A 19,126-nucleotide genomic window follows, 5' to 3' on the forward strand; every position below is an offset into this window, starting at 1 on the left:
AAAAAGACTTTTTCAGTGCCCTCGTTTTCTCTAAAAAAAAGTTAATGAACTAACACCCCACCGTTAGCTCATTAACTTGTTCAATCATAATGATTCGATGAAACGTAGGAATGCAGCTGTTCCCTTATCATTCCGTTTGAACACACCCGCATGCTCCAAGATCGTTGCAAATACGTTTCCTACTTCATCCTGTAAAATCGATGTCACATTCTCTTCTGACAACTCTGGATGAGCCGCCTTCATTTTCAAAGCCCACTCAAGATGCTTCACAATGCTCTCTCTACGAGAAATGACCGCCTCCGCATCATCGGTTGGCAACACGTCCGCAAGCTCCTCTAACTCTTCTTTCAAACGTCCCGGGAGCACGGCAAGACCCATTACTTCAATTAAGCCAATGTTTTCTTTTTTAATATGATGTACTTCAGCATGCGGATGGAAAAGACCATCTGGATGCTCCTTAGTTGTGCGGTTGTTACGCAACACCAAATCGATCTCAAACAATTCCCCACGTCTGCGCGCAATTGGCGTAATCGTGTTATGAGGTGTATCACCTGTAAACGCATGAATATCCACATCGCGGTCTTCATACTGTTTCCACTGAGCGAGGACATAATCCGCAGCCTCAACGAGTGAGTCACGCGACTCTCCTTGAAGCCGAACAACAGACATCGGCCATTTCACAATTCCTGCTTGAACGTCCGGGAATTTTTCAAGCGAAAACGAATGTTCAATCGGCGCCTGAGCCATCGGGAAGTCATGGCTTCCACCTTGGAAATGATCATGACTTAAAATCGATCCTCCGACAATGGGCAGATCTGCATTTGATCCGAGAAAATAATGTGGGAACTGTTCGACAAATTCAAGCAACCTCGCAAACGTTTTCCGAGAGATTTTCATCGGCTCATGCTCGCCTAAAAAGACAATTGCATGCTCGTTGTAATAAACATAAGGCGAGAACTGAAGGTACCATTGCTCCTCTGTTAACGTTAGCGGAATGATTCGTAAATTTTGTCGGGCAGGGTGGTTCACTCTTCCGGCAAAGCCGACGTTCTCTTTACATAGCAAGCATTCCGGATATGAGGTCGATGCAAGCTGCTTTGCGGCTGCAATCGCCTTCGGATCCTTTTCTGGCTTAGATAGATTAATCGTGATTTCCATATCGCCGTATTCGGTTGGCGCATACCAATGCTCATTTTTCGCAATCCGGTCTGTTCGGATGTAATGGACATCTTTTGAAAATTGATAAAAAGCCTTCGTTGCATCTGTTGGGCTATTTTCATAACGCTCATAAAAATCTTTCACAACCTCTGAAGGACGTGCTGTTAAACAGCCCATGATTTTCGTATCTAATAGATCACGATACGTAACGGTATTTTCCTCAAGAATGTCATGTTCTGCCGCCCAATCTACTATTTCACTTAAGATCTCAACCGGCGTCTCTAACTCTTCCTTTTCAACTTGAACCGGCTCTGCGTCATCGATTCCTAATACTTGAAAGATTTGATTTCGACTATAATCGAGGTCCCACTTCGTAATGAGACCTTTTTGTAAACCGTAATGTAGGAGTCGTTCAATTTGTTCATGAATGTGTACACCCATGTCTGACATCCTTTCTATCATTTATTTACTGCGATCTCTTTATCGTAGCCTGTTGGGTTAGCCACATGCCACTTCCAAGCGTGCTCAACGATCGTCTTCAACTCTGGATAACGTGGCTGCCACCCTAGCTCAAGATTTGCTTGTTCTGCTGAAGCAATCAGCGTTGCTGGGTCTCCCGCTCTTCTTTCTGAGACAACAGCTAAAATCTCGTGACCTGTTACTTGCCTGCACGTCTCGATCACTTCTTTTACAGTAAACCCTTTCCCATTTCCTAAGTTGTAAATCGATGTGGTGTTGTCACGACGTAATTTTTCTAATGCTAAATAATGCGCTTCTGCTAAGTCCATGACGTGGATATAGTCGCGGATGCAGCTTCCATCTTTTGTATCATAATCTTCACCGAAAATTTGTACCTGTTCACGCTGTCCTAATGCGACTTGCAAAACGATTGGAATCAAGTGAGATTCAGGCGTATGGTCTTCCCCGATGCGGCCATCTGGATCCGCTCCTGCTGCATTAAAATAGCGTAAGCAAACCGACTTTAATCCGTATGCTGCGTCACACCAGCGGAACATTTTCTCCATCGCAAGCTTTGTTTCACCGTAAGGATTCGTTGGAATCGTTGGGTCCGTTTCTTTAATTGGAATGTTTTTTGGCTCACCGTAAGTCGCAGCTGTTGATGAGAAGACAATATGCGTTACTTCATGCTTCACCATTTGCTTCACAAGCGTGTGAGAGCCAATGACATTGTTTTCATAGTAATCTAGAGGCTTTTCAACACTTTCTCCAACTAAGGATGAAGCTGCGAAATGAACAACGGCTTCAATATTGTGTTTTTCAAAAATGTCACCGAGAAGAGCCTCATCATGAATCGATCCTTGATAGAAAGTAACTCCATCTAAAAGTGCTTGTTTATGCCCTTTTTCTAAACTATCTAATACAACAACGTCCTCACCCTTATCTAAAAAATAGAGAACCGTATGGCTTCCAATGTATCCAGCTCCACCTGTAATTAAGACACTCATTTACTTTTGCACCTCCAATTGACGTTCATGAACACCGTTTCCAGCTTCGCAAATATAAAAGGTTGGTGTTAACCCTGTTTCCTTTTCATACTCTTTTGTCACTTGCTCTTTGAATGTATCAACTGCTTCTGCTTTCACAACACTTACGGTACACCCGCCAAAGCCAGCTCCCGTCATACGTGTACCAACACAGCCTTCTACTTTTCTTTGTGCTTCAAATAAAGCATCAAGCTCTTTTCCTGTTACCTCATAATCTTCTTTTAACGAAAGATGGGAACCGATCATGAGCTTACCAAAAATAGCTAGGTCGCCGTTTTGCAATGCTTCTTTCGCACCGTTTGTGCGCTTATTTTCTGTTACCACATGCTTCGCACGACGGTAAAGCAGGTCATCTTGGATTAGTGCTTCCATTTCTGGAAGGTCTTTGCTTGTTAGGTCACTTAATGTTTGTGTGTCAGGCTTTTTCGCTTGAATTCTGCGTAATGCTTCCTCACATTGCGCTCTGCGCTCATTATATTTTGAGTCTGCCAAACCTCGGCGCTTGTTTGTATTCGTAATCACGATTTTGTGGCCATGAAGCTCTAAAGGAACATCCTCTGCGTGCATCGTCATCGTATTTAAATAAATCGCATGCTTTTCTTTGCAAAGGCCTACAGCATATTGATCCATAATGCCGCTATTTACGCCGATAAAATGGTTTTCCATGCGCTGACAAAGCTTCGCTAAATCGACTCGTGAAAGGGGAGCTTTGGCTAATTCAGCTAACCCATAAGCTGTCACCATTCCGATTGAAGCTGAAGAAGAAAGCCCTGCGCCATTTGGAATTGTTCCTTCGTACAGGATGTCTGCACCCTTTAAGACAACGCCTTCATTTACGAGCTCTTTGATGATTCCTTTTGGGTAGTTGCCCCAGTCATCATCTTCTTCGTACGTTAATTCATCTAACGTAAAAGAGACACGTTGTTCGAAGTTCGTACTCGCTAAGTGGAATGTTCCATCCTCGCGCTCACGAACGACCATTTCTGTTCCGATCGTCAGTGCCGCAGGAAAAACATATCCACCATTGTAATCTGTATGTTCTCCGATTAAATTCACACGTCCCGGAGCAAAGAATAAGCGCTTTTCTTTATCAGATTCAGGAAACAGCTGATCTAACTTTTCTAAAAGACTCGTCGTATTCCACATATGTGCACACCTCATTTTAATGGTTTTCTATTAAAGACAAACTTTATTAATTAATTTAATTAATAAAGATTGTATCATACTTTTAATAAAATAAAACCCCTTTATCAAAAGTATATTGCAAACGCTTAATTAGTTTGGAACTTGTGGGCTAAATAGATCCTTTAACACGAGCGTTGCTGCACCTATCACCGTTCCATTATCGCCTAACTTTGATGCGATAATCTCCGTCTCACGCGCTTGTGATGTCAGTGCTCTCTGCGTAACAACCTCACGTAACGGCCCTAACACAAAGTCACCGGCCTTTGACACACCGCCTCCAACGATAATTCGAGTTGGGTTAATTAAGTTGATTAAATTCGTTACTCCAACTCCGATGAAACGTCCAGTTTCAGCTAACAGTTGGATTGAAAACTCATCGCCCTCTTGTGCACATTGATAGATGAGCGCACCATTAATTGCATCAGGATTGTGATTCGCTTTTTCTAACAGCTTCGCGTTTCTTTCAGACTGCAGGGCACGCTCCCTGAGGACACCACCACCCGCAATCGTTTGCAGACATCCGTAACTTCCGCAGGAGCATCGACTTCCGTTAATATCGACAATAATATGACCAAATTCCCCAGCAATGCCATTTTGCCCATGGAACAACTCATTGTTTAAAATGATCCCGGCCCCAATTCCGACACCAATGTTAATACAAATAACATTGTCGATCCCTTGGCCATTTCCAAACCATGCTTCCCCTAACGCTAAGGCACGAACATCGTTTTCAACAAAGGCCGGGATTTGAAAATGCTGTTCAACTGTATCTTTTATTGGAATATCACTCAATTGAAAATTGGGCGCAAAGACAGCAACCCCGTTCATATGATCGACAATCCCGTGCATCCCAATGCCTATTCCAACGACTTTTTCTTTGGATACCTTTGACTTTTTAATGACTGCACCGACGGCTGTGACGATCGTCTCAAGCAAGAGATCATTCGTTAACTGCTTAGGAAGTTCGACCTCACACTTCGCTCGAATCGCTGCATTGAGATCCGTCACAACGGCCCGAACGATATGCCCACCTACATCAATTCCAACAATAAATGAGTGCTGGTCATTAATCGTTAAAAGGATTGGTTTGCGACCTCCCTGAGACGTGCCGACCTTGCTTTCCCTTACTAAATTGGCTTCGATTAATTCAGCAACAATATTCGTAACCGTCGGTGGAGTCAATTTCGTTTTCTTTGCTATTTCAGCCCTAGAAATCGGGCTATGAAGTCTAATTGTATTTAAGATTGTCGACTTATTTAATGTTTTCATCCACTGAAAACTACCGGTCATTTGATTCCTCGACATCCATCGTCCCTCCTTCTCTCACCCTCTATTATAACTGTTTCGTCACTAGTTAATAATCCTTAAATCTAGCGGCAAAAAACACACTTGGGAAATAGCGGTTTATTTCCGGGGGTCAGACCCCTCTTTACTGCATTAAACCATTAAAACAAAAAGAGAACTGGTGTTTTTTTCAGTTCTCTACATTTGATTATGTGATGTGATATTTTTGGAAATTCAATCAAACCTTTCCCTCTAACAATCCATTTCAAGCGGCAAACGAATATGAAACGTCGTCCCTTTACCGGCTTCACTTTCTACCTCTAATGCTCCTTGATGGTTATTTTTTATAATGTTTTTTGTTACCATCATTCCAAGACCAGTCCCGCTTTCTTTTGTCGTAAAGAAGGGTTCCCCGATTTTTCCAAGCTTCTCTTTTGGAATTCCTGGGCCATTATCTATGACCTGAATAAGAACATCATTCTCAGTTGCATCTACTTTTATGATGATATTTCCACCATTTATCATCGCTTCCATTGCATTTTTTATTATGTTTAAAAAGGCTTGCTTGATTTGATGTTCGAGGCACGAAATAATTGCTTCGTTAGAGTTCCACTCTGTATCAATTCGAATATTTTTCAAAATAGCTTGCGGCTCCATGAGCATTACGACTTGAGTAATGAGCTCCTTTATATCATGTTGAGTAAAATTACTTTCTTTAGGCTTTGAAAACATTAATAGCTCTTTAATAATCGTTTCTATGCGATTAAACTCTGAGTCTATGATGTCAAAATAATCTTCTCTTAATTCCTTACTCTCTCTAATTAGCTGCACGAAGCCTTTTAAAGACGTAATTGGATTACGAATTTCATGAGCAATCCCAGCAGACATTTGTCCAACTAACGAAAGCTTCTCCCATTCAGCTAGCATTTGCTCTGTCTTCTTCTTCTCAGAGATATCCCTAAACGTAATGACAGTGCCAATAAACTTTCCCTTTTCCATCATTGGCTTCACTGTGTATTCAACAGGAAAAGGAGTACCATCTTTTCTCCAAAAGATATCATCTTCAACAAATATACTTTCCCCACTATGTAACGCATGATAAACCGGGCAATCGATTAGAGGAACGTGCTCCCCTTGCTTATTTGTATGATGGATTAAGTCATGGAGATTTTGCTTCTCAAAATCAGTTATTAGAAAACCCGTTAACTCTTCAGCCGATTTGTTCCAAAAAATGACGTTTGCCTGTAGGTCAATTCCATAGATTCCTTCGGCTACTGAATCTAATATTGATTGATTTAGTTGATTCAACTTCTCTATTTTATTTTTCAGTTCACACTCTGATAGATTCTGATTTATTGACATAATCGTATCCTTTTTTTCTTCTTATTATAATGGATAGATTACAAAAAGTCGAAACTAGCTTAGATTCGTAGTATGTTTACGAATTGAAGTAATGTGGTAGAAAATATATAAAACTCAAATAGGGGGCTCTCTTATGCAAAGTATCAAGAAGGAAAGTGCTCTAGCAAACGTTGATAAAGAAATTTTACTAGATGCACGCAACAAAGCAATGAAACTCCAGTTGGATGAAGAGTTTATTACATTGTTGGATAATGAGCTATATTTAAGAGAAAAAATGACGACTAAAAAGCATTTGTAAACAATTGAGAGCTAGGCATCAAACGCCAAAGCTCTCATTTTTTTACGAATACACATCGAAATACCTTCACCAAATTGTCTATAAACTGTATAATTAATGTATGAATGATGTTTAAGGACTTATTATTGTGGTATTCACCTATATGACTCAATACAAAGGGGGATATATGATGAAGAACACTTTCACAGGGTTATGGAGACTTGATCATGAAATTCTATTAGATGCAAGACAGAAAGCCCTCGCACTTCAATTAGACCCAAGATTTATTGAGTTAATAGAGAAAGAAATAGAACTCAGAGAAAAGTTATCTTCAAATAAATCTACAGAGAGAAAGCAAGAATCTTAGTTAAAGCAAATTGTCGCTATAAATTTTTTTTTGGAAAAGCTCTAATCTGAAAAAAGCCAAATAAACTATATTATCCAGCTTACAAAGAGGTGATAATATGTTTCCTTGGCTTCAAGAAATGAGTCTTCATCCACATGTGAACCATACTCCAAGTCAACACGGACACTGGAATCCTTCGTACCAAGATCACCTATTGTTTTATTGGACTCCATGGAACCCATGGTATCCACGTCGTCCATGGTGGTAATATTTACGAAAAAGGAACGAGAGCTACTAGCTAGCTCTCGTTCCTTTTTTAGATCAGTATCAGTAGTTATGATTGTAGTAATCCGGGAACTGACCCGTACCTTGTCCGAACGTGTATCCATGCTGCCAATGATAATCATGAAGATTCTTTTTCTTTTGAGCAGGCTTTTGCTCAATTAGCGCTTCATGTTGAGGTTGCTGATATCCGTGATGCCATTGCTGTTGAGGATGTCCATGGTACCCTGGATAATGTCCAACATGTCCATGCCCATAATGACCTGGATAAAAGCCCGGGTGGTGCCAAATGTGCCCATGGCCATACCGTGGCGGAGTAACTGGACCATACCCGTGAAATGCATTTACAAACATATCATCACCTTTTCCTAAGAGCTTATATATCCTATTGAACAGGGACGGGATAAGAGCTTATCCTTTTGGAAATTAGGCATTTGGCAGCTGATTCTACAACAATCTCAGAAACTCTAAAATACGGCTCGCAAACATTGTAAAACTCTACAATAAGAATGTAGATGTCGTGGATTCACTATATTTTTTTCACCAATCGAATAAGATATAGTGACAATATCACCTCTCCTTTTGGGGAGGGCACTGAAAAAGGTTGGGTTTTACCTTTTTCAATGGCTTCCCTTTTTGGGGAGGTGTTTATATAGATCAATTCAGGGTATATAAAAAATAGATTACGAGTGCTCCTAATCAATTCAACAAAGGTGTGATTGGTATGGACAATAATAAAAATGAAAAAAGACATTCTAATAATAAAAAGCCTTGGTACAATCAAGGCTGGATGTGGCTCATTGTAGCTACAGTCGGAATTGGTGTTCTGTTTTTCGCTCTTTCCAGCTTAACAGATGAAGTCTCTAATATGAACAAGTCAATCCAAGAACAAACAGAGGCAATTGAAGAACAAACACAAGTAACAGAATCGATTAAAGAAAGCATGGACAACCTTATTACGACAATTCAAGATGCTGTAAATAGAATAACAGGAGCAAATAGCTAACATTTAACCAAATTGATCGGAAAACAGGAGTGGCATGTGATGCTCGCTCCTGTTTTTTCTATGAGTCGGCGTGATGCTGTACAAGCCGATTTGCTGTCCCCCCCAAAAAAAGGGGGTGTCTCAAAAGGTCTGTTTTTGACCTTTTGAGACACCCCCGAAGCAATGAGCGAAGTCGCTACATCTTTTAAAAGCCTTGAGAGGAGTGGGTTTCTCCTCTCAAGGCGCGTAGCGAACGGAGCCATTGCCACCTCTGTTCCGGACTTTTGGGACAGCCCCCTCCTTCTCCACTGCTATCTATTTATTTTTGAAAAAATACCGTAAACGTCAGAGCAAGTAACGTGAAAATCCCTGGATTTCTAAGTGTGTTAGTCATTTGAATAACCTCCCGAATGTTCATCTCTTTTGGATAACTTCATACTACCAAGCATCCAAAAAGCTGTAAGCATTCTTGTCAGGTTATTTACCAATAAATCTGTATTTTAAATACAGGTTATAAAAAAATCCTTACTCTACCACACTCATATCAAATCCTCGCTCCGTCACATACCCCTCAATGGAATGCACATTCACACCTTCTGCCATCGCTTCTGCTTCCGCTTCAAAATAATCATCCACATATTTGTACTCATCATACAAATAAGCGACTCGCGCTAAGCCCTCACGTAAAAGCGCCTCCTGCACATTCACACCTTCCACAGTAAAAACATGACCAAGCAACCTATCATACCGGTCAAAATCAGCCTTTTCATCGATCTCAATGACGACATATCCGCTCTCCAATAACTCCTGAACGAGCTCGGTACTTTCTCTTCCATACAGCTGCTTCACATTCGTATCCTCTGGGGTATCCACTGCTAGAAACCGCACTCTTACAGAAGAACCAATCTCAGACAGTTCCTGCACTAAGTCTAGATCACTAACATAATCCAAATTTAAATCTTTAATTCGAATGGTATCCCCATCTACTACTCTCTCAACGCTTGCAAAAATCCAATCACTCTCAAAAAATGCAGCATCATTGGCCACAATTTCTACTGGTAGTTCACTTTCCACCGGTGCACACGCACTAAGTAATAGAGCGAACGACAAGAACAATATCTTCCTATTAAACATTTTCCTATCCCCTTTTAAATGAATGCCTGCTTTATTATATCAAACAAAAAAGGAGCTCTACACTAGTACTTAATTCTAAGTACTCATCTGAGCTCTCATCTTAGTATTTCTACATTACCGGTGAGCTTTTTCTATCGCTTGAGATAAAACTGCAACTTCCTCAACCTTCAATTTCCGCTTCAGCTTCTCTTCAAAATAAATCTTCAAATTCTCCAAAATCGTCTTGTTAGTCATTTCCCTCACCTCACTGTAATCATAACAGCACCTTGTCTCACACACATCATGTATGGCATATAATTTATCAAATTTACAGAATCTACATAATGACTTGTCAAAAGTCGAAAGTTCGGGTGTTGACAGACACTCCCTAGGCAACAGCTACAAAAAAATGTAAAATAAAGTAGTCTTAACATATCGACTCACATGGGGGATTTATATAATGAGGTACCATTTAGAATTAGTAAGGAGTTTAGTAGAACCAGATACAAAGATTGACCAGTTAACGATTGCAGAAGAGATCCCTCTTAACCTAGGGAAAGTGGTATTCATTCTCTTCCTAGGGTTATCCGTCTCAATTGTACAAGCCTACTACGGCTTACATACATCAGGCATTTCTAACGTCATTACTAATTATACATCGAGCCAATTTGAATTAGCCAAACTGATGATTGGACTAGGCGGAGTGTTGGATGCGCTCGTGTCACCCCTCGCCTACTTGATGTTCACAAGTGTATGGTTTTGGGTGTTCTTAGAAGAAACACATTATCGACAAGCCTTTGTCGTATCAACCATTAGCATCTTCATTCTTACTATTGGAAACATAGCGCTGCTGCCTTTTGAAGTTTGGCTTGGAGTTCAATCAGCTACATCTCCCTTTGCTTTAGGTGTTCTTGCTCATTTGTGGACAACAAATGAATATTATATTCATTTCTTTGGGCAAATCTCATTATTTTTCATAGCGACAATAATTTACCAGATCTACGCATTTTCAAAAATTGCTTACACGAGGAAGTGGTTCTTAATTCTTGTAACTGTGTTAGTTCATCTCATCATGATTGTCACATCGGTATTTTTATTATTTCTATCAAACTTTCTTAGCGTTGATTTGATGTAAAAGGGTGGTAACAACTAGTGGAAAAGTGGAAAGTGAATGTAATCGTTTTTGCTTGTGTCTTATTGATTTCAGTTAATGTCTTCCTCATCGTCGGGAGTGAAAGTAACATTGCACGCTTACAAATTGTTGATGACATTCTATCGCCAACTGAACGCGATCTTGTTGAATCGATAGAAAAACCAGGAATTATTTTATCTACGAATGAAGAGCCTATTTACTTTAATGAAAATATCGGTTCAATGGGCGACCTTTACGTAGAAGAGGGACAAGAAGTTCATGTTGGAGATATTCTATTTACTTATGAAAACATTGAAATCGAATCTACCCAGCAAGAATTACAGTCAAAAATTGATCAGATTGATTTGAAAACATCTCAGCTATCTGACGAAATTTGGACAATTACATCAATAAAAAACAGGCTCGAGCAACAAAATTATCAATTCGATGATGAAGCAGAAGAAGAAATCACAGCATTTCAAAATCAACAAATAGACCAATATGAAGTGCAAATTTTACAAAAGCAACATCAAATCGAAGCGCTTGAATTTGAGAGGGATATCCATCAGCAATCCCTCCTCGCTTTAAATAGCCAACAATATGAGTTAGAGGTGACCAGTCCAGTAACAGGAATCATTAAAGAAGTGAACACCCAGCAAAACACACCGCTATTAACCATTGTCTCTAGCACATTACTAGCCCAAGGCGAGCTAACACAGGCAGAGTCGTTTGAGATTCATGAAGGATTAAGAGTGGAAATCACAGCATATAATCAAGAACCAATTAACGGGATCCTCTCGCGGATTTCCAACCTACCTGCTGAAGACCCCTCTCTTGATAAAGAAACAACTTATCCTTTTTATGTAGACTGGGATATGGAAGAGCAAGATGACGAACTAAAGGTTGGATACCATGTGTATCTCAATATTATTCAAAATGAAATTCATAGCGCGATCACAATACCTGAGTCTAGCATTTTAGTAGAGAATGATGAGTATTCGATCTTCGTTATTGAAGACGGCCTTCTCGAACAACGCCAAATTGAATTAGGCATGTCGCAAAATAACCATCAACAAGTAACAAGAGGGGTTGTGTTAAGAGAGCGGATTGTAGCGAACCCTTCTGGCATGCTGGATAACAACCCATTTGTTACGAAATTGCAGTTACAAGATATTGACGAAACGGCCCAATTAGCTTTTAGGAAGAAAACACTATTAACACTTATGTTGCAGGGATTTGTTCAGTAGTGGTTTCCTACAAGTTGGAATCATAATAAAGTTTGCAATAGCTAAAAACCGCACGGGTGAAAGACCCATGCGGTTTTCCTATTCCTACTGATACTCCGTAATCCCATACCTCTTCCCATCTCCAACATTCCCGTTTACGTAAAAGTCTAGGTCATGCATAATTTTATGAGCTAGTCGTACCCCTTCTACATCACTTCCATCTAATGCTTTCTCAATGGCCAGGATCGTTCTTTGTGCATCTTTACGTCGAGCGTCGTTCGTTTCTATCTCTAACATCGTTTCAAGATCTTCAACAATTCCTTCAAGCCGAGGTTCATTACGCCCCCAAGAAAACCCACGGTAGCGATTCCATCCTACTAAGCTGTTTAACTCAGCATGCACATCTGCAATGATCTCTCCTGAACCACTCTCTGTCTCCTCATTATTAGACAGATCCGATTCCTCCACCCCTTCTTCATGACTAACTGTAATCACCTCTACGGCCTCTTCCTCTTCAAGATATTCTTCTATAGTCTCCTCACCTTGACTAACTGAATACCAATTTACGGCAATGACAACACCAAATAATGCAATTAAGGAATATACTAAAATAAACGCAAACTTTTTACTTTTCATTATAATCTCCTTTCAACCTTAACTAGTCTTACTCTTTCTCTCTAGTTAACATTTCAACAATCTCTTCATTGGAAAGTGGTTGGCTAAAATCAATAAATTGTACTGGCAGAGGCTCATTAAATACTTCATTAATAATAAATAATTCACGAGCAGCGTCGTAGTAGTACTCAGTTCCCGATAGTAGTTGATCTCTTTCAATCACTATTTCAAGATGATCTAATACACTCCTTAAATTACGTTCAAGGAAAAGAACATCCTCTGCTCTTATAAGCCTTATCGTATCCTCAATTAAAATGCTTTTTTTTCTAGCATCTTGGGATAAAGTATAATTTATTTGCTGTAATTCATCTAAGTTCATGTTCTGCAAGGACCAGTTCTTTATTTTTTCAAGCTCCTCAATACTTGCTGGCCTTGATGCCTCTCCATCTTTTGATAAGTGAAATGACGATGCTAGTAAATACAAATTATCCAAAATGAGTTGTTTTCTTTGATTCAATTCTGTTTTATGGAAACTCTCATAAGCTTTCCTATAATTAGAACCATACTCTACAAAAATCGTTTCCTCTCCTCTTTTATATAAACCAGAACGTCCTACATTCTCATCATACTCTAAAAGAGTGTAAACATCTTCCTTTTGCAACTCATCCATTCTCTCACTCGCTAAACTTAGTCTCTCTCTGAAGTCTTCATTTCCATTAAATTGTGCCAACAAAACAAACGGGTCATCACGAATAACTTTCTGAATGTGTTCGGGCAAAACCAAAAACTCATTCTCATACGAAGCATCTAATATTGGCGGTTCTTCTACAAATCTAATTTCCCCCTCACTCCAATACCAGGTTTTTCCTGAGAGTGCATTTACACGAAACTCTGAGTCTTCCATAAACCGTTGCTGCAACAATTTGTTCTCTTCTATTTCATTTTGTAAATTAGGATCAGGGATGGCTGCAAGCTCTGCGATCAAACCATCTTCAATCGCCAAACGCTCAAAATCATCTCCCTGCAAGAAAAACAACGCTCCCGCTGTTACCATCACAAAAAAGAATAAAGTCATAGATAATACCGGTTTTATATCCCAAAAGACAAAGGGTCTTCTACTTTTTTTCCTCTTTAGCTTAATCTCAGCGATCATTTTTTCTTGATCGAGCGAATGCTGATTGAACACATGCTTCTCTAATCCATTTTTGAGATTCTTGAATTGATCAGTCAAGCCAATCCCCTCCTTTCAATCGCCGTTTTAACCGCTCTCTCCCTCTTTGTAACCTTGTCTTTACTGTACTCACACTCATATGTAAAAATCCGCTAATTTCCTCTGTTGACAACTCTTCATAATAATATAAAATCATGATTTCTCGATACTTTATTGGCAGATGGAGTACATGCTCTGCCATTTCTTTTTCCTGATTTACTTGTAAAAAAGTATGTTCAGAGGACTTGATTACTGCTTTTCCATTGATGATTTGGCCAACCAAATCTGTAAGAAACGTTGATTGAAAGTACTTTTTCCGAAGTAAATCCTTACAATGATTAGCTGTAATTTGATAAATCCATGTTTTCAAGCTAGAGTCTTTGCGAAAACGATGCAAATGTTGATACACTTTAATAAACACATCTTGCGCAACATCTTCAGCAATGCCCCAATCCTTCACATATGTATAAGCAAAATTTGTAACTTGTTTCCCGTATGTATTAATGATCGCTTCCAACAGATCTTCTTTTTCTTTCTCTGTCATTCCGGACAAATCTCCTATTGTTGCTAACAAGTCACTCAATTAACCACCCCCCTAGAGACCAGCCCACTTCCTTTGACGTATATTGTAAGAGATTGGATTCACTTTTTTTGATATTTTTTCAAAAGATAAAAGCCTTTTTGTCAAGGCTTTTGAAATTCAAGATTTATTTGAGTTTATACTTCTCCTTCAATGAATCCGGAGCCATTTTCACCATGCGTTCGAAGATAAATGTTGCAATAACGATATCATCTAGAATCCCGAAAAATAAGATATAATCAGGAATGAGATCAATTGGAAAAATAGCATATCCGATGATCAACAGGACCCCAATCCACTTTTTACCAACAGAGACCTCTTTTGATAAAAAATAATCTTTCAAAAAAGGAGCAAACCTCCACACTTTAAAAATAAATGTTAATCTCTTTAACACTTTTCGCAACTGTCTCACCAACTTTCTATGCTTAGGTTATCATAAAATACGTTAGATAGACTCTTCAACCAAAAAACAAAGCAAAGAGCATGATTCATCAGCTTTTGCTTAAAAGACTCATTATCGTATTGACTTTAACGTGCTTCTAATTCGAATTATTCAACCTGTGCTTGATCCAGCGTCAATAAATTGATATTTATAAATGTATATACCAGCATAATTCCAATTAAATGAACAGCCTCATAATAATAACATAAATATTTTTTCCAATTAATTTACATATTCGAAGTTAGATAAGAGATACTTATAACACACCAAATTTTTGGAGGAATAAAATGAATGAAGCAAAAACACAAACAGATTGCATTAATACTTATTATTCTGCTACTAAGTCTTTATCATAGGACATGGAAAGACCTCCCGAAGTACTACAAAAGTATGCTTTACACAAGTTTTATTAATGCTCTTTATTATTATATTTTTAAAAGAAATCTTCTTTGGGAATTCAAACCGGGAGATATGAACTGGAGGTTTTTAAGGGGATTACATATATTTTTTCTCTCTCCTATGTTAGTGCTCCTATTTTTATCACGATTTCCAACATCATTTATAAACCAAGTCATCCATATTATGAAGTGGGTATTGGCATCTAGTTTCGCTGAGTATTTTTTAGTGAAGAAAAAAATGATTCGATTCAAATACGGTTGGAATGTAATTTGGTCAGGACTGATCTATTTACAGATGTATTTATTTAGTTATTTCTTTCTAAAAAAACCTATCATTATATGGGTTCTTTCATTCTTTTCTGTCCTGTTATTTATGACAGTATTTAAGGTCCCGATAACTGGGCGGTTATTGAGAGGTCCTTACTTTTTATTTGTCAGGAAGAAAAAATACCCTATCATGGATAATTTCAAAACATGTATTTATCCATACTATGGTTATCTATTACAAAACGTACGAAAATCATGTTGAACGGAATACGGGATCTCTTTAATTTTTTATTGTCACAGTAGCAGTTTCAATACATCACGTCGAAAGTAGAATAATACATACTCAAAATGCTTTGATAAGGGGACGGTGTATGAATCAATACATTAATTTTGGTGCAAACATAGAAACGTTTATCCTATTGGCGATAATTAGCATTGGAGTGGTTGGATTAATTCTATTTTTTAGATTAGATTGGAAACGGTACGGTCTGTTGTTTTTATTAAGTGCCAGTGTGGCAAATATTTTATGCTTATTATTTGTGAAATTAGGATTTTACTCGTATCCTTACCGTCTATTTCCCAAACTAGCAACCATGCCTGTAATCGCTATAACAGCTAGTTTTCCGTTACTTGTTTTGATTTGTGTTAGGTATAGTCCAAAACTTTGGATGTGGAAAATCCCCTTTTATTGGACCGTTATCCATTTAGGCATGTTTTTTGAAGTCTTATTTTTAACGAATACACGTCTTATTGAATATGAGTTTAAATGGAATACTTGGGACTCTTATACATGGTGGTGGATTTATTTTTTACTTTTTGAATGGATTGGCGGGAAGATCCTACCCGACCATTTACGAAAGCCAATAAGCATTCAACATTTACAGTACGGTAAAATTGGCTGGTTTCTTATCCATTTTATACTCATTATTACTATTTTTCTTGCTGGTTATTATTTGGGTACATTAAAGTAACCATTTCAGCGAACGGGCATGAGTGAAAGACGTCGATTATATTATAAAAAAGCGCAGGTGGTATCATATCATGACTCCACCTGCGCTTCTTTGAAGCAAAACTGCTTGCCCCGCCTATACTTCAAATTTATACCCGACTCCCCAAACGGTACGGAGCACATCACACCCCATTGCTTTAAACTTATTTCTAATCTTTTTTACATGAGCATCGACAATCCGAATATCACCTAAAAAGTCATATCCCCAAACATGTTCCAATAACGTCTCACGTGTGTACACATTCCCAGGGGCTTTCGCTAAGTGCACCAATAAATCAAATTCCTTTGGCCGTAATGTCACTTTCTCACCTTTATAGATCACTTCTCTTCGATCAACATCAATCTTAAATTCTCCATAATCATATGTGTAGCTTTGTTCTTTCACACTCTCGTTACTTGAAGGTTCGACTCTTCTCAAAATTGCTTTAATCCTTGCAACCAATTCTCTTGGACTAAATGGCTTAATTATGTAATCATCAGCTCCTAGCTCTAAACCAAGGACTCGGTCCAATTCATCCCCACTAGCGGTTAGTATAATAATCGGGACATCAGAAACTTTTCTAATTTCACGACAAACGTCATACCCATCCATTTCAGGCATCAATATATCCAATATGACCATGTCCAATTGTTTTTCTAAGGCTAAATCGAGTGCATCTCTGCCATTCTCAGCCTCAACTACGTTATATTTTTGCTTTTTTAAATAATGATCAATAATTCCTCTAATATTATCATCATCATCTGCTACCAAAACATTTAGCAAATAAAACCTCTCCTTTAATTCCTCGTATTCTATTGGAATCTTACTAAGAAGCTTTTACACATATACAAGGTAGCATTAACAATTAGCACGTTTCAAGGGACATAAGTTTGAAACTCAGTCCTATCTTCTTTCCAATTTAAGAAAGGGGGTGTCCCAAAAGGTCTGTTTTTGACCTTTTGGGACACCCCCGAAGCACTGAGCGAAGTCGCTACATCTTTTAAAAGCCTTGAGAGGAGTGGGTTTCTCCTCTCAAGACGCGTAGCGAACGGAGCCATTGCCACCTCTGTTCCGGACTTTTGAGACACCCCCGAAACAATGAGCGGAGTCGCTACATCTTTTAAAAGCCTTGAGAGGAGTGGGTTTCTCCTCTCAAGGCGCGTAGCAAACGGAGCCATTGCCTTCTCTGTTCCAGACTTTTGGTCTCACCTATTTCAAGAAAGAAAGGAAGTTTGTATAAGCCGTCTTCAGTCTCTCATAATAGCCAAACAACTTATCAAACGTACCTTCATATTGCACGTTAGCATTTGCTTCTGCTTCTGCTTCTGCTTCTGCCTCCGAGTCAAGCTCGACTCCCGCATTAGCATCTGTTGGTTCTTCAGCTTCTGTTGTTGCTTCATCAATTACTGGATCAATTTCTTCTGTTCCTTCTTCTACTTCTGGTGCTACTCCATCGATTACTGGCTCTACCTCTTCGATTCCTTCTTCTACTTCTGGTGCTACTCCATCGATTACTGGCTCTACCTCTTCGATTCCTTCTTCTACTTCTGGTGCCTCTTCATCGATTACTGGCTCCACCTCTTCGATTCCTTCTTCTACTTCTGGTGCCTCTTCATCGATTACTGGCTCCACCTCTTCGATTCCTTCTTCTACTTCGTCAATCACTGGTTCTAGCTCTATGTTTTGAAGGTGGTTCTCGATGTATTGACCTTTATATTGAATTAACTGATCGTAATGATTGAAAATAGTTTGATAGTTTTCGTAGATAGCATTTTCAACATCATGTTTAATTAGGCCATCATCATTGTTATCAATAACCTCTTCCTCTACTACCTCAACATCCGATTCTTCTTCGATAACATCTTCATCAACAGACTTATCCTCTTCTACAACATCTGCTTCTTCACTTGCTTCCTCTTCTGTTCCTTCTTCTTCTTCCACACCTTCTGCTTCTTCAGTTGCTTCCTCTTCGCTTCCGTCTTCCTCTACAACATCTGCTTCTTCACTTGCTTCTTCTTCTGTTCCTTCTTCTTCTACAACTTCTGCTTCTTCAGTTGCTTCCTCTTCGCTTCCGTCCTCTTCTACAACTTCTGCTTCTTCAATTTCATCTTCTTCTGTTCCTTCTTCTCCTACAACGTCTGCTTCCTCAGCTTCTTCTTCTGTTCCTTCTTCTCCTACAACGTCTGCTTCTTCAACCGTATCCTCTTCGATTCCGTCTTCCTCTACAACATCTGCTTCTTCACTTGCTTCTTCTTCTGTTCCTTCTTCTCCTACAACGTCTGCTTCCTCAGCTTCTTCTTCTGTTCCTTCTTCTTCCACAACTTCTGCTTCTTCAGTTGCTTCCTCTTCGCTTCCGTCTTCTTCCACAACGTCTGTTTCTTCAATTTCGTCTTCCTCATCAGACGATTCATCTATGCTGTCATCTTCATCAATTGCATCTTCTGTATCATTCTCATCATCTAAGCCATCTTCCGAATGCTCATTAAGCAAATCCTCTAATACTTCATAATTACCTTTTGCAACCTCTCGCATGATCTTCCCTTTTTCAGGCGATCCAGGAATGCTTTTGGCTACTTCTGAAACGATTTCACCATGGCTTTCTTCGTTATTTCCTAATTCCGATGCGGAAACAGGTGCGCCCGCAGCAGCAAATGCACTTGCCACCATCGCTGTAGATAACACGAAAGGTACTACTTTTTTAGAATTTTTTCTCCTTTTCAATTGCATATCTTTCTTTTTCACCATGTTTCTTCCTCCCTTAATGTGTAAG

General features: G+C 39.1%; 20 protein-coding genes. 7 read left to right on the top strand and 13 right to left on the bottom strand.

Annotation, left to right across the window (positions count from 1 at the left end; all coding sequences use genetic code 11):
- Positions 1 to 84: 84 nt before the first annotated feature.
- From galT to AC1FXP_RS16550, 5 genes are all read right to left on the bottom strand, one after another.
- A complete protein-coding gene (gene galT, locus AC1FXP_RS16530; RefSeq protein WP_480063113.1) occupies positions 85 to 1,599 on the bottom strand; it encodes a UDP-glucose--hexose-1-phosphate uridylyltransferase in 1,515 nt (504 codons plus the stop codon).
- Positions 1,600 to 1,616: 17 nt separating this feature from the next.
- Positions 1,617 to 2,624 (bottom strand): UDP-glucose 4-epimerase GalE, encoded by a 1,008-nt coding sequence (galE, locus tag AC1FXP_RS16535; protein WP_480063114.1) that lies wholly within the window; start codon positions 2,622 to 2,624, stop codon positions 1,617 to 1,619.
- Positions 2,625 to 3,809 (bottom strand): galactokinase, encoded by a 1,185-nt coding sequence (locus AC1FXP_RS16540; protein ID WP_480063115.1) that lies wholly within the window; start codon positions 3,807 to 3,809, stop codon positions 2,625 to 2,627.
- Between the two features lie 129 nt (positions 3,810 to 3,938).
- A complete protein-coding gene (locus AC1FXP_RS16545; protein ID WP_480063116.1) occupies positions 3,939 to 5,153 on the bottom strand; it encodes an ROK family transcriptional regulator in 1,215 nt (404 codons plus the stop codon).
- A 231-nt stretch (positions 5,154 to 5,384) separates the two neighbouring features.
- Positions 5,385 to 6,494, bottom strand: coding sequence for an ATP-binding protein (locus AC1FXP_RS16550; protein WP_480063117.1), 1,110 nt, complete (start codon positions 6,492 to 6,494; stop codon positions 5,385 to 5,387).
- Between the two features lie 133 nt (positions 6,495 to 6,627).
- Between AC1FXP_RS16550 and sda (AC1FXP_RS16555) the strand changes: the two genes are divergently transcribed.
- The 3 genes from sda (AC1FXP_RS16555) (at position 6,628) to AC1FXP_RS16565 (ending at position 7,385) form a co-directional block, all read left to right on the top strand.
- Positions 6,628 to 6,792 (top strand): sporulation histidine kinase inhibitor Sda, encoded by a 165-nt coding sequence (gene sda / locus AC1FXP_RS16555; RefSeq protein WP_480063118.1) that lies wholly within the window; start codon positions 6,628 to 6,630, stop codon positions 6,790 to 6,792.
- 166 nt (positions 6,793 to 6,958) lie between these two features.
- Positions 6,959 to 7,138 carry a sporulation histidine kinase inhibitor Sda gene (gene sda, locus AC1FXP_RS16560; RefSeq protein WP_480063119.1) on the top strand — a complete coding sequence of 60 codons (180 nt, stop codon included), beginning with the start codon at positions 6,959 to 6,961 and terminating at the stop codon, positions 7,136 to 7,138.
- 97 nt (positions 7,139 to 7,235) lie between these two features.
- Complete coding sequence (locus AC1FXP_RS16565) at positions 7,236 to 7,385, top strand: hypothetical protein (RefSeq protein ID WP_480063120.1); 150 nt, start codon at positions 7,236 to 7,238, stop codon at positions 7,383 to 7,385.
- Between the two features lie 59 nt (positions 7,386 to 7,444).
- Here the strand turns inward: AC1FXP_RS16565 and AC1FXP_RS16570 are convergent, their stop codons facing one another.
- Entirely contained in the window at positions 7,445 to 7,753 is a 309-nt protein-coding gene (locus AC1FXP_RS16570) for a hypothetical protein (RefSeq protein ID WP_480063121.1), read from the bottom strand.
- 370 nt (positions 7,754 to 8,123) lie between these two features.
- Here AC1FXP_RS16570 and AC1FXP_RS16575 point away from each other — a divergent pair, with 370 nt between their 5' ends.
- Complete coding sequence (locus tag AC1FXP_RS16575) at positions 8,124 to 8,405, top strand: hypothetical protein (RefSeq protein WP_480063122.1); 282 nt, start codon at positions 8,124 to 8,126, stop codon at positions 8,403 to 8,405.
- Positions 8,406 to 8,909: 504 nt separating this feature from the next.
- On the opposite strand, the gene AC1FXP_RS16580 is transcribed toward AC1FXP_RS16575, so the two are convergent.
- Positions 8,910 to 9,518, bottom strand: coding sequence for a thermonuclease family protein (locus AC1FXP_RS16580; RefSeq protein WP_480063123.1), 609 nt, complete (start codon positions 9,516 to 9,518; stop codon positions 8,910 to 8,912).
- Between the two features lie 439 nt (positions 9,519 to 9,957).
- Here AC1FXP_RS16580 and AC1FXP_RS16585 point away from each other — a divergent pair, with 439 nt between their 5' ends.
- Together AC1FXP_RS16585 and AC1FXP_RS16590 are read left to right on the top strand one after the other, a co-directional pair.
- A complete protein-coding gene (locus AC1FXP_RS16585) occupies positions 9,958 to 10,632 on the top strand; it encodes a hypothetical protein (RefSeq protein ID WP_480063124.1) in 675 nt (224 codons plus the stop codon).
- Positions 10,633 to 10,649: 17 nt separating this feature from the next.
- Positions 10,650 to 11,876 (top strand): efflux RND transporter periplasmic adaptor subunit, encoded by a 1,227-nt coding sequence (locus tag AC1FXP_RS16590; RefSeq protein ID WP_480063125.1) that lies wholly within the window; start codon positions 10,650 to 10,652, stop codon positions 11,874 to 11,876.
- Positions 11,877 to 11,960: 84 nt separating this feature from the next.
- On the opposite strand, the gene AC1FXP_RS16595 is transcribed toward AC1FXP_RS16590, so the two are convergent.
- From AC1FXP_RS16595 to AC1FXP_RS16610, 4 genes are all read right to left on the bottom strand, one after another.
- Positions 11,961 to 12,491 carry a hypothetical protein gene (locus AC1FXP_RS16595; protein ID WP_480063126.1) on the bottom strand — a complete coding sequence of 177 codons (531 nt, stop codon included), beginning with the start codon at positions 12,489 to 12,491 and terminating at the stop codon, positions 11,961 to 11,963.
- A gap of 28 nt (positions 12,492 to 12,519) precedes the next feature.
- Entirely contained in the window at positions 12,520 to 13,701 is a 1,182-nt protein-coding gene (locus tag AC1FXP_RS16600) for a hypothetical protein (protein ID WP_480063127.1), read from the bottom strand.
- Entirely contained in the window at positions 13,694 to 14,263 is a 570-nt protein-coding gene (locus AC1FXP_RS16605) for a sigma-70 family RNA polymerase sigma factor (protein WP_480063128.1), read from the bottom strand. The genes AC1FXP_RS16600 and AC1FXP_RS16605 overlap by 8 nt, the downstream gene beginning before the upstream one ends.
- Positions 14,264 to 14,387: 124 nt before the next feature.
- On the bottom strand, positions 14,388 to 14,603 hold the full coding sequence (locus AC1FXP_RS16610) for a YkvA family protein (protein WP_480063129.1): 216 nt from the start codon (positions 14,601 to 14,603) through the stop codon (positions 14,388 to 14,390).
- A 1,135-nt stretch (positions 14,604 to 15,738) separates the two neighbouring features.
- Here AC1FXP_RS16610 and AC1FXP_RS16615 point away from each other — a divergent pair.
- Complete coding sequence (locus tag AC1FXP_RS16615; protein WP_480063130.1) at positions 15,739 to 16,338, top strand: CBO0543 family protein; 600 nt, start codon at positions 15,739 to 15,741, stop codon at positions 16,336 to 16,338.
- 114 nt (positions 16,339 to 16,452) lie between these two features.
- On the opposite strand, the gene AC1FXP_RS16620 is transcribed toward AC1FXP_RS16615, so the two are convergent.
- The gene (locus AC1FXP_RS16620) at positions 16,453 to 17,139 is read right to left on the bottom strand and encodes a response regulator transcription factor (RefSeq protein WP_480063131.1); all 687 of its coding nucleotides are present in this window, start codon (positions 17,137 to 17,139) and stop codon (positions 16,453 to 16,455) included.
- 426 nt (positions 17,140 to 17,565) lie between these two features.
- Entirely contained in the window at positions 17,566 to 19,101 is a 1,536-nt protein-coding gene (locus AC1FXP_RS16625) for a hypothetical protein (protein ID WP_480063132.1), read from the bottom strand.
- Between the last annotated feature and the right edge of the window lie 25 nt (positions 19,102 to 19,126).

Source organism: Halalkalibacter sp. HAAS-P013, assembly GCF_056619925.1.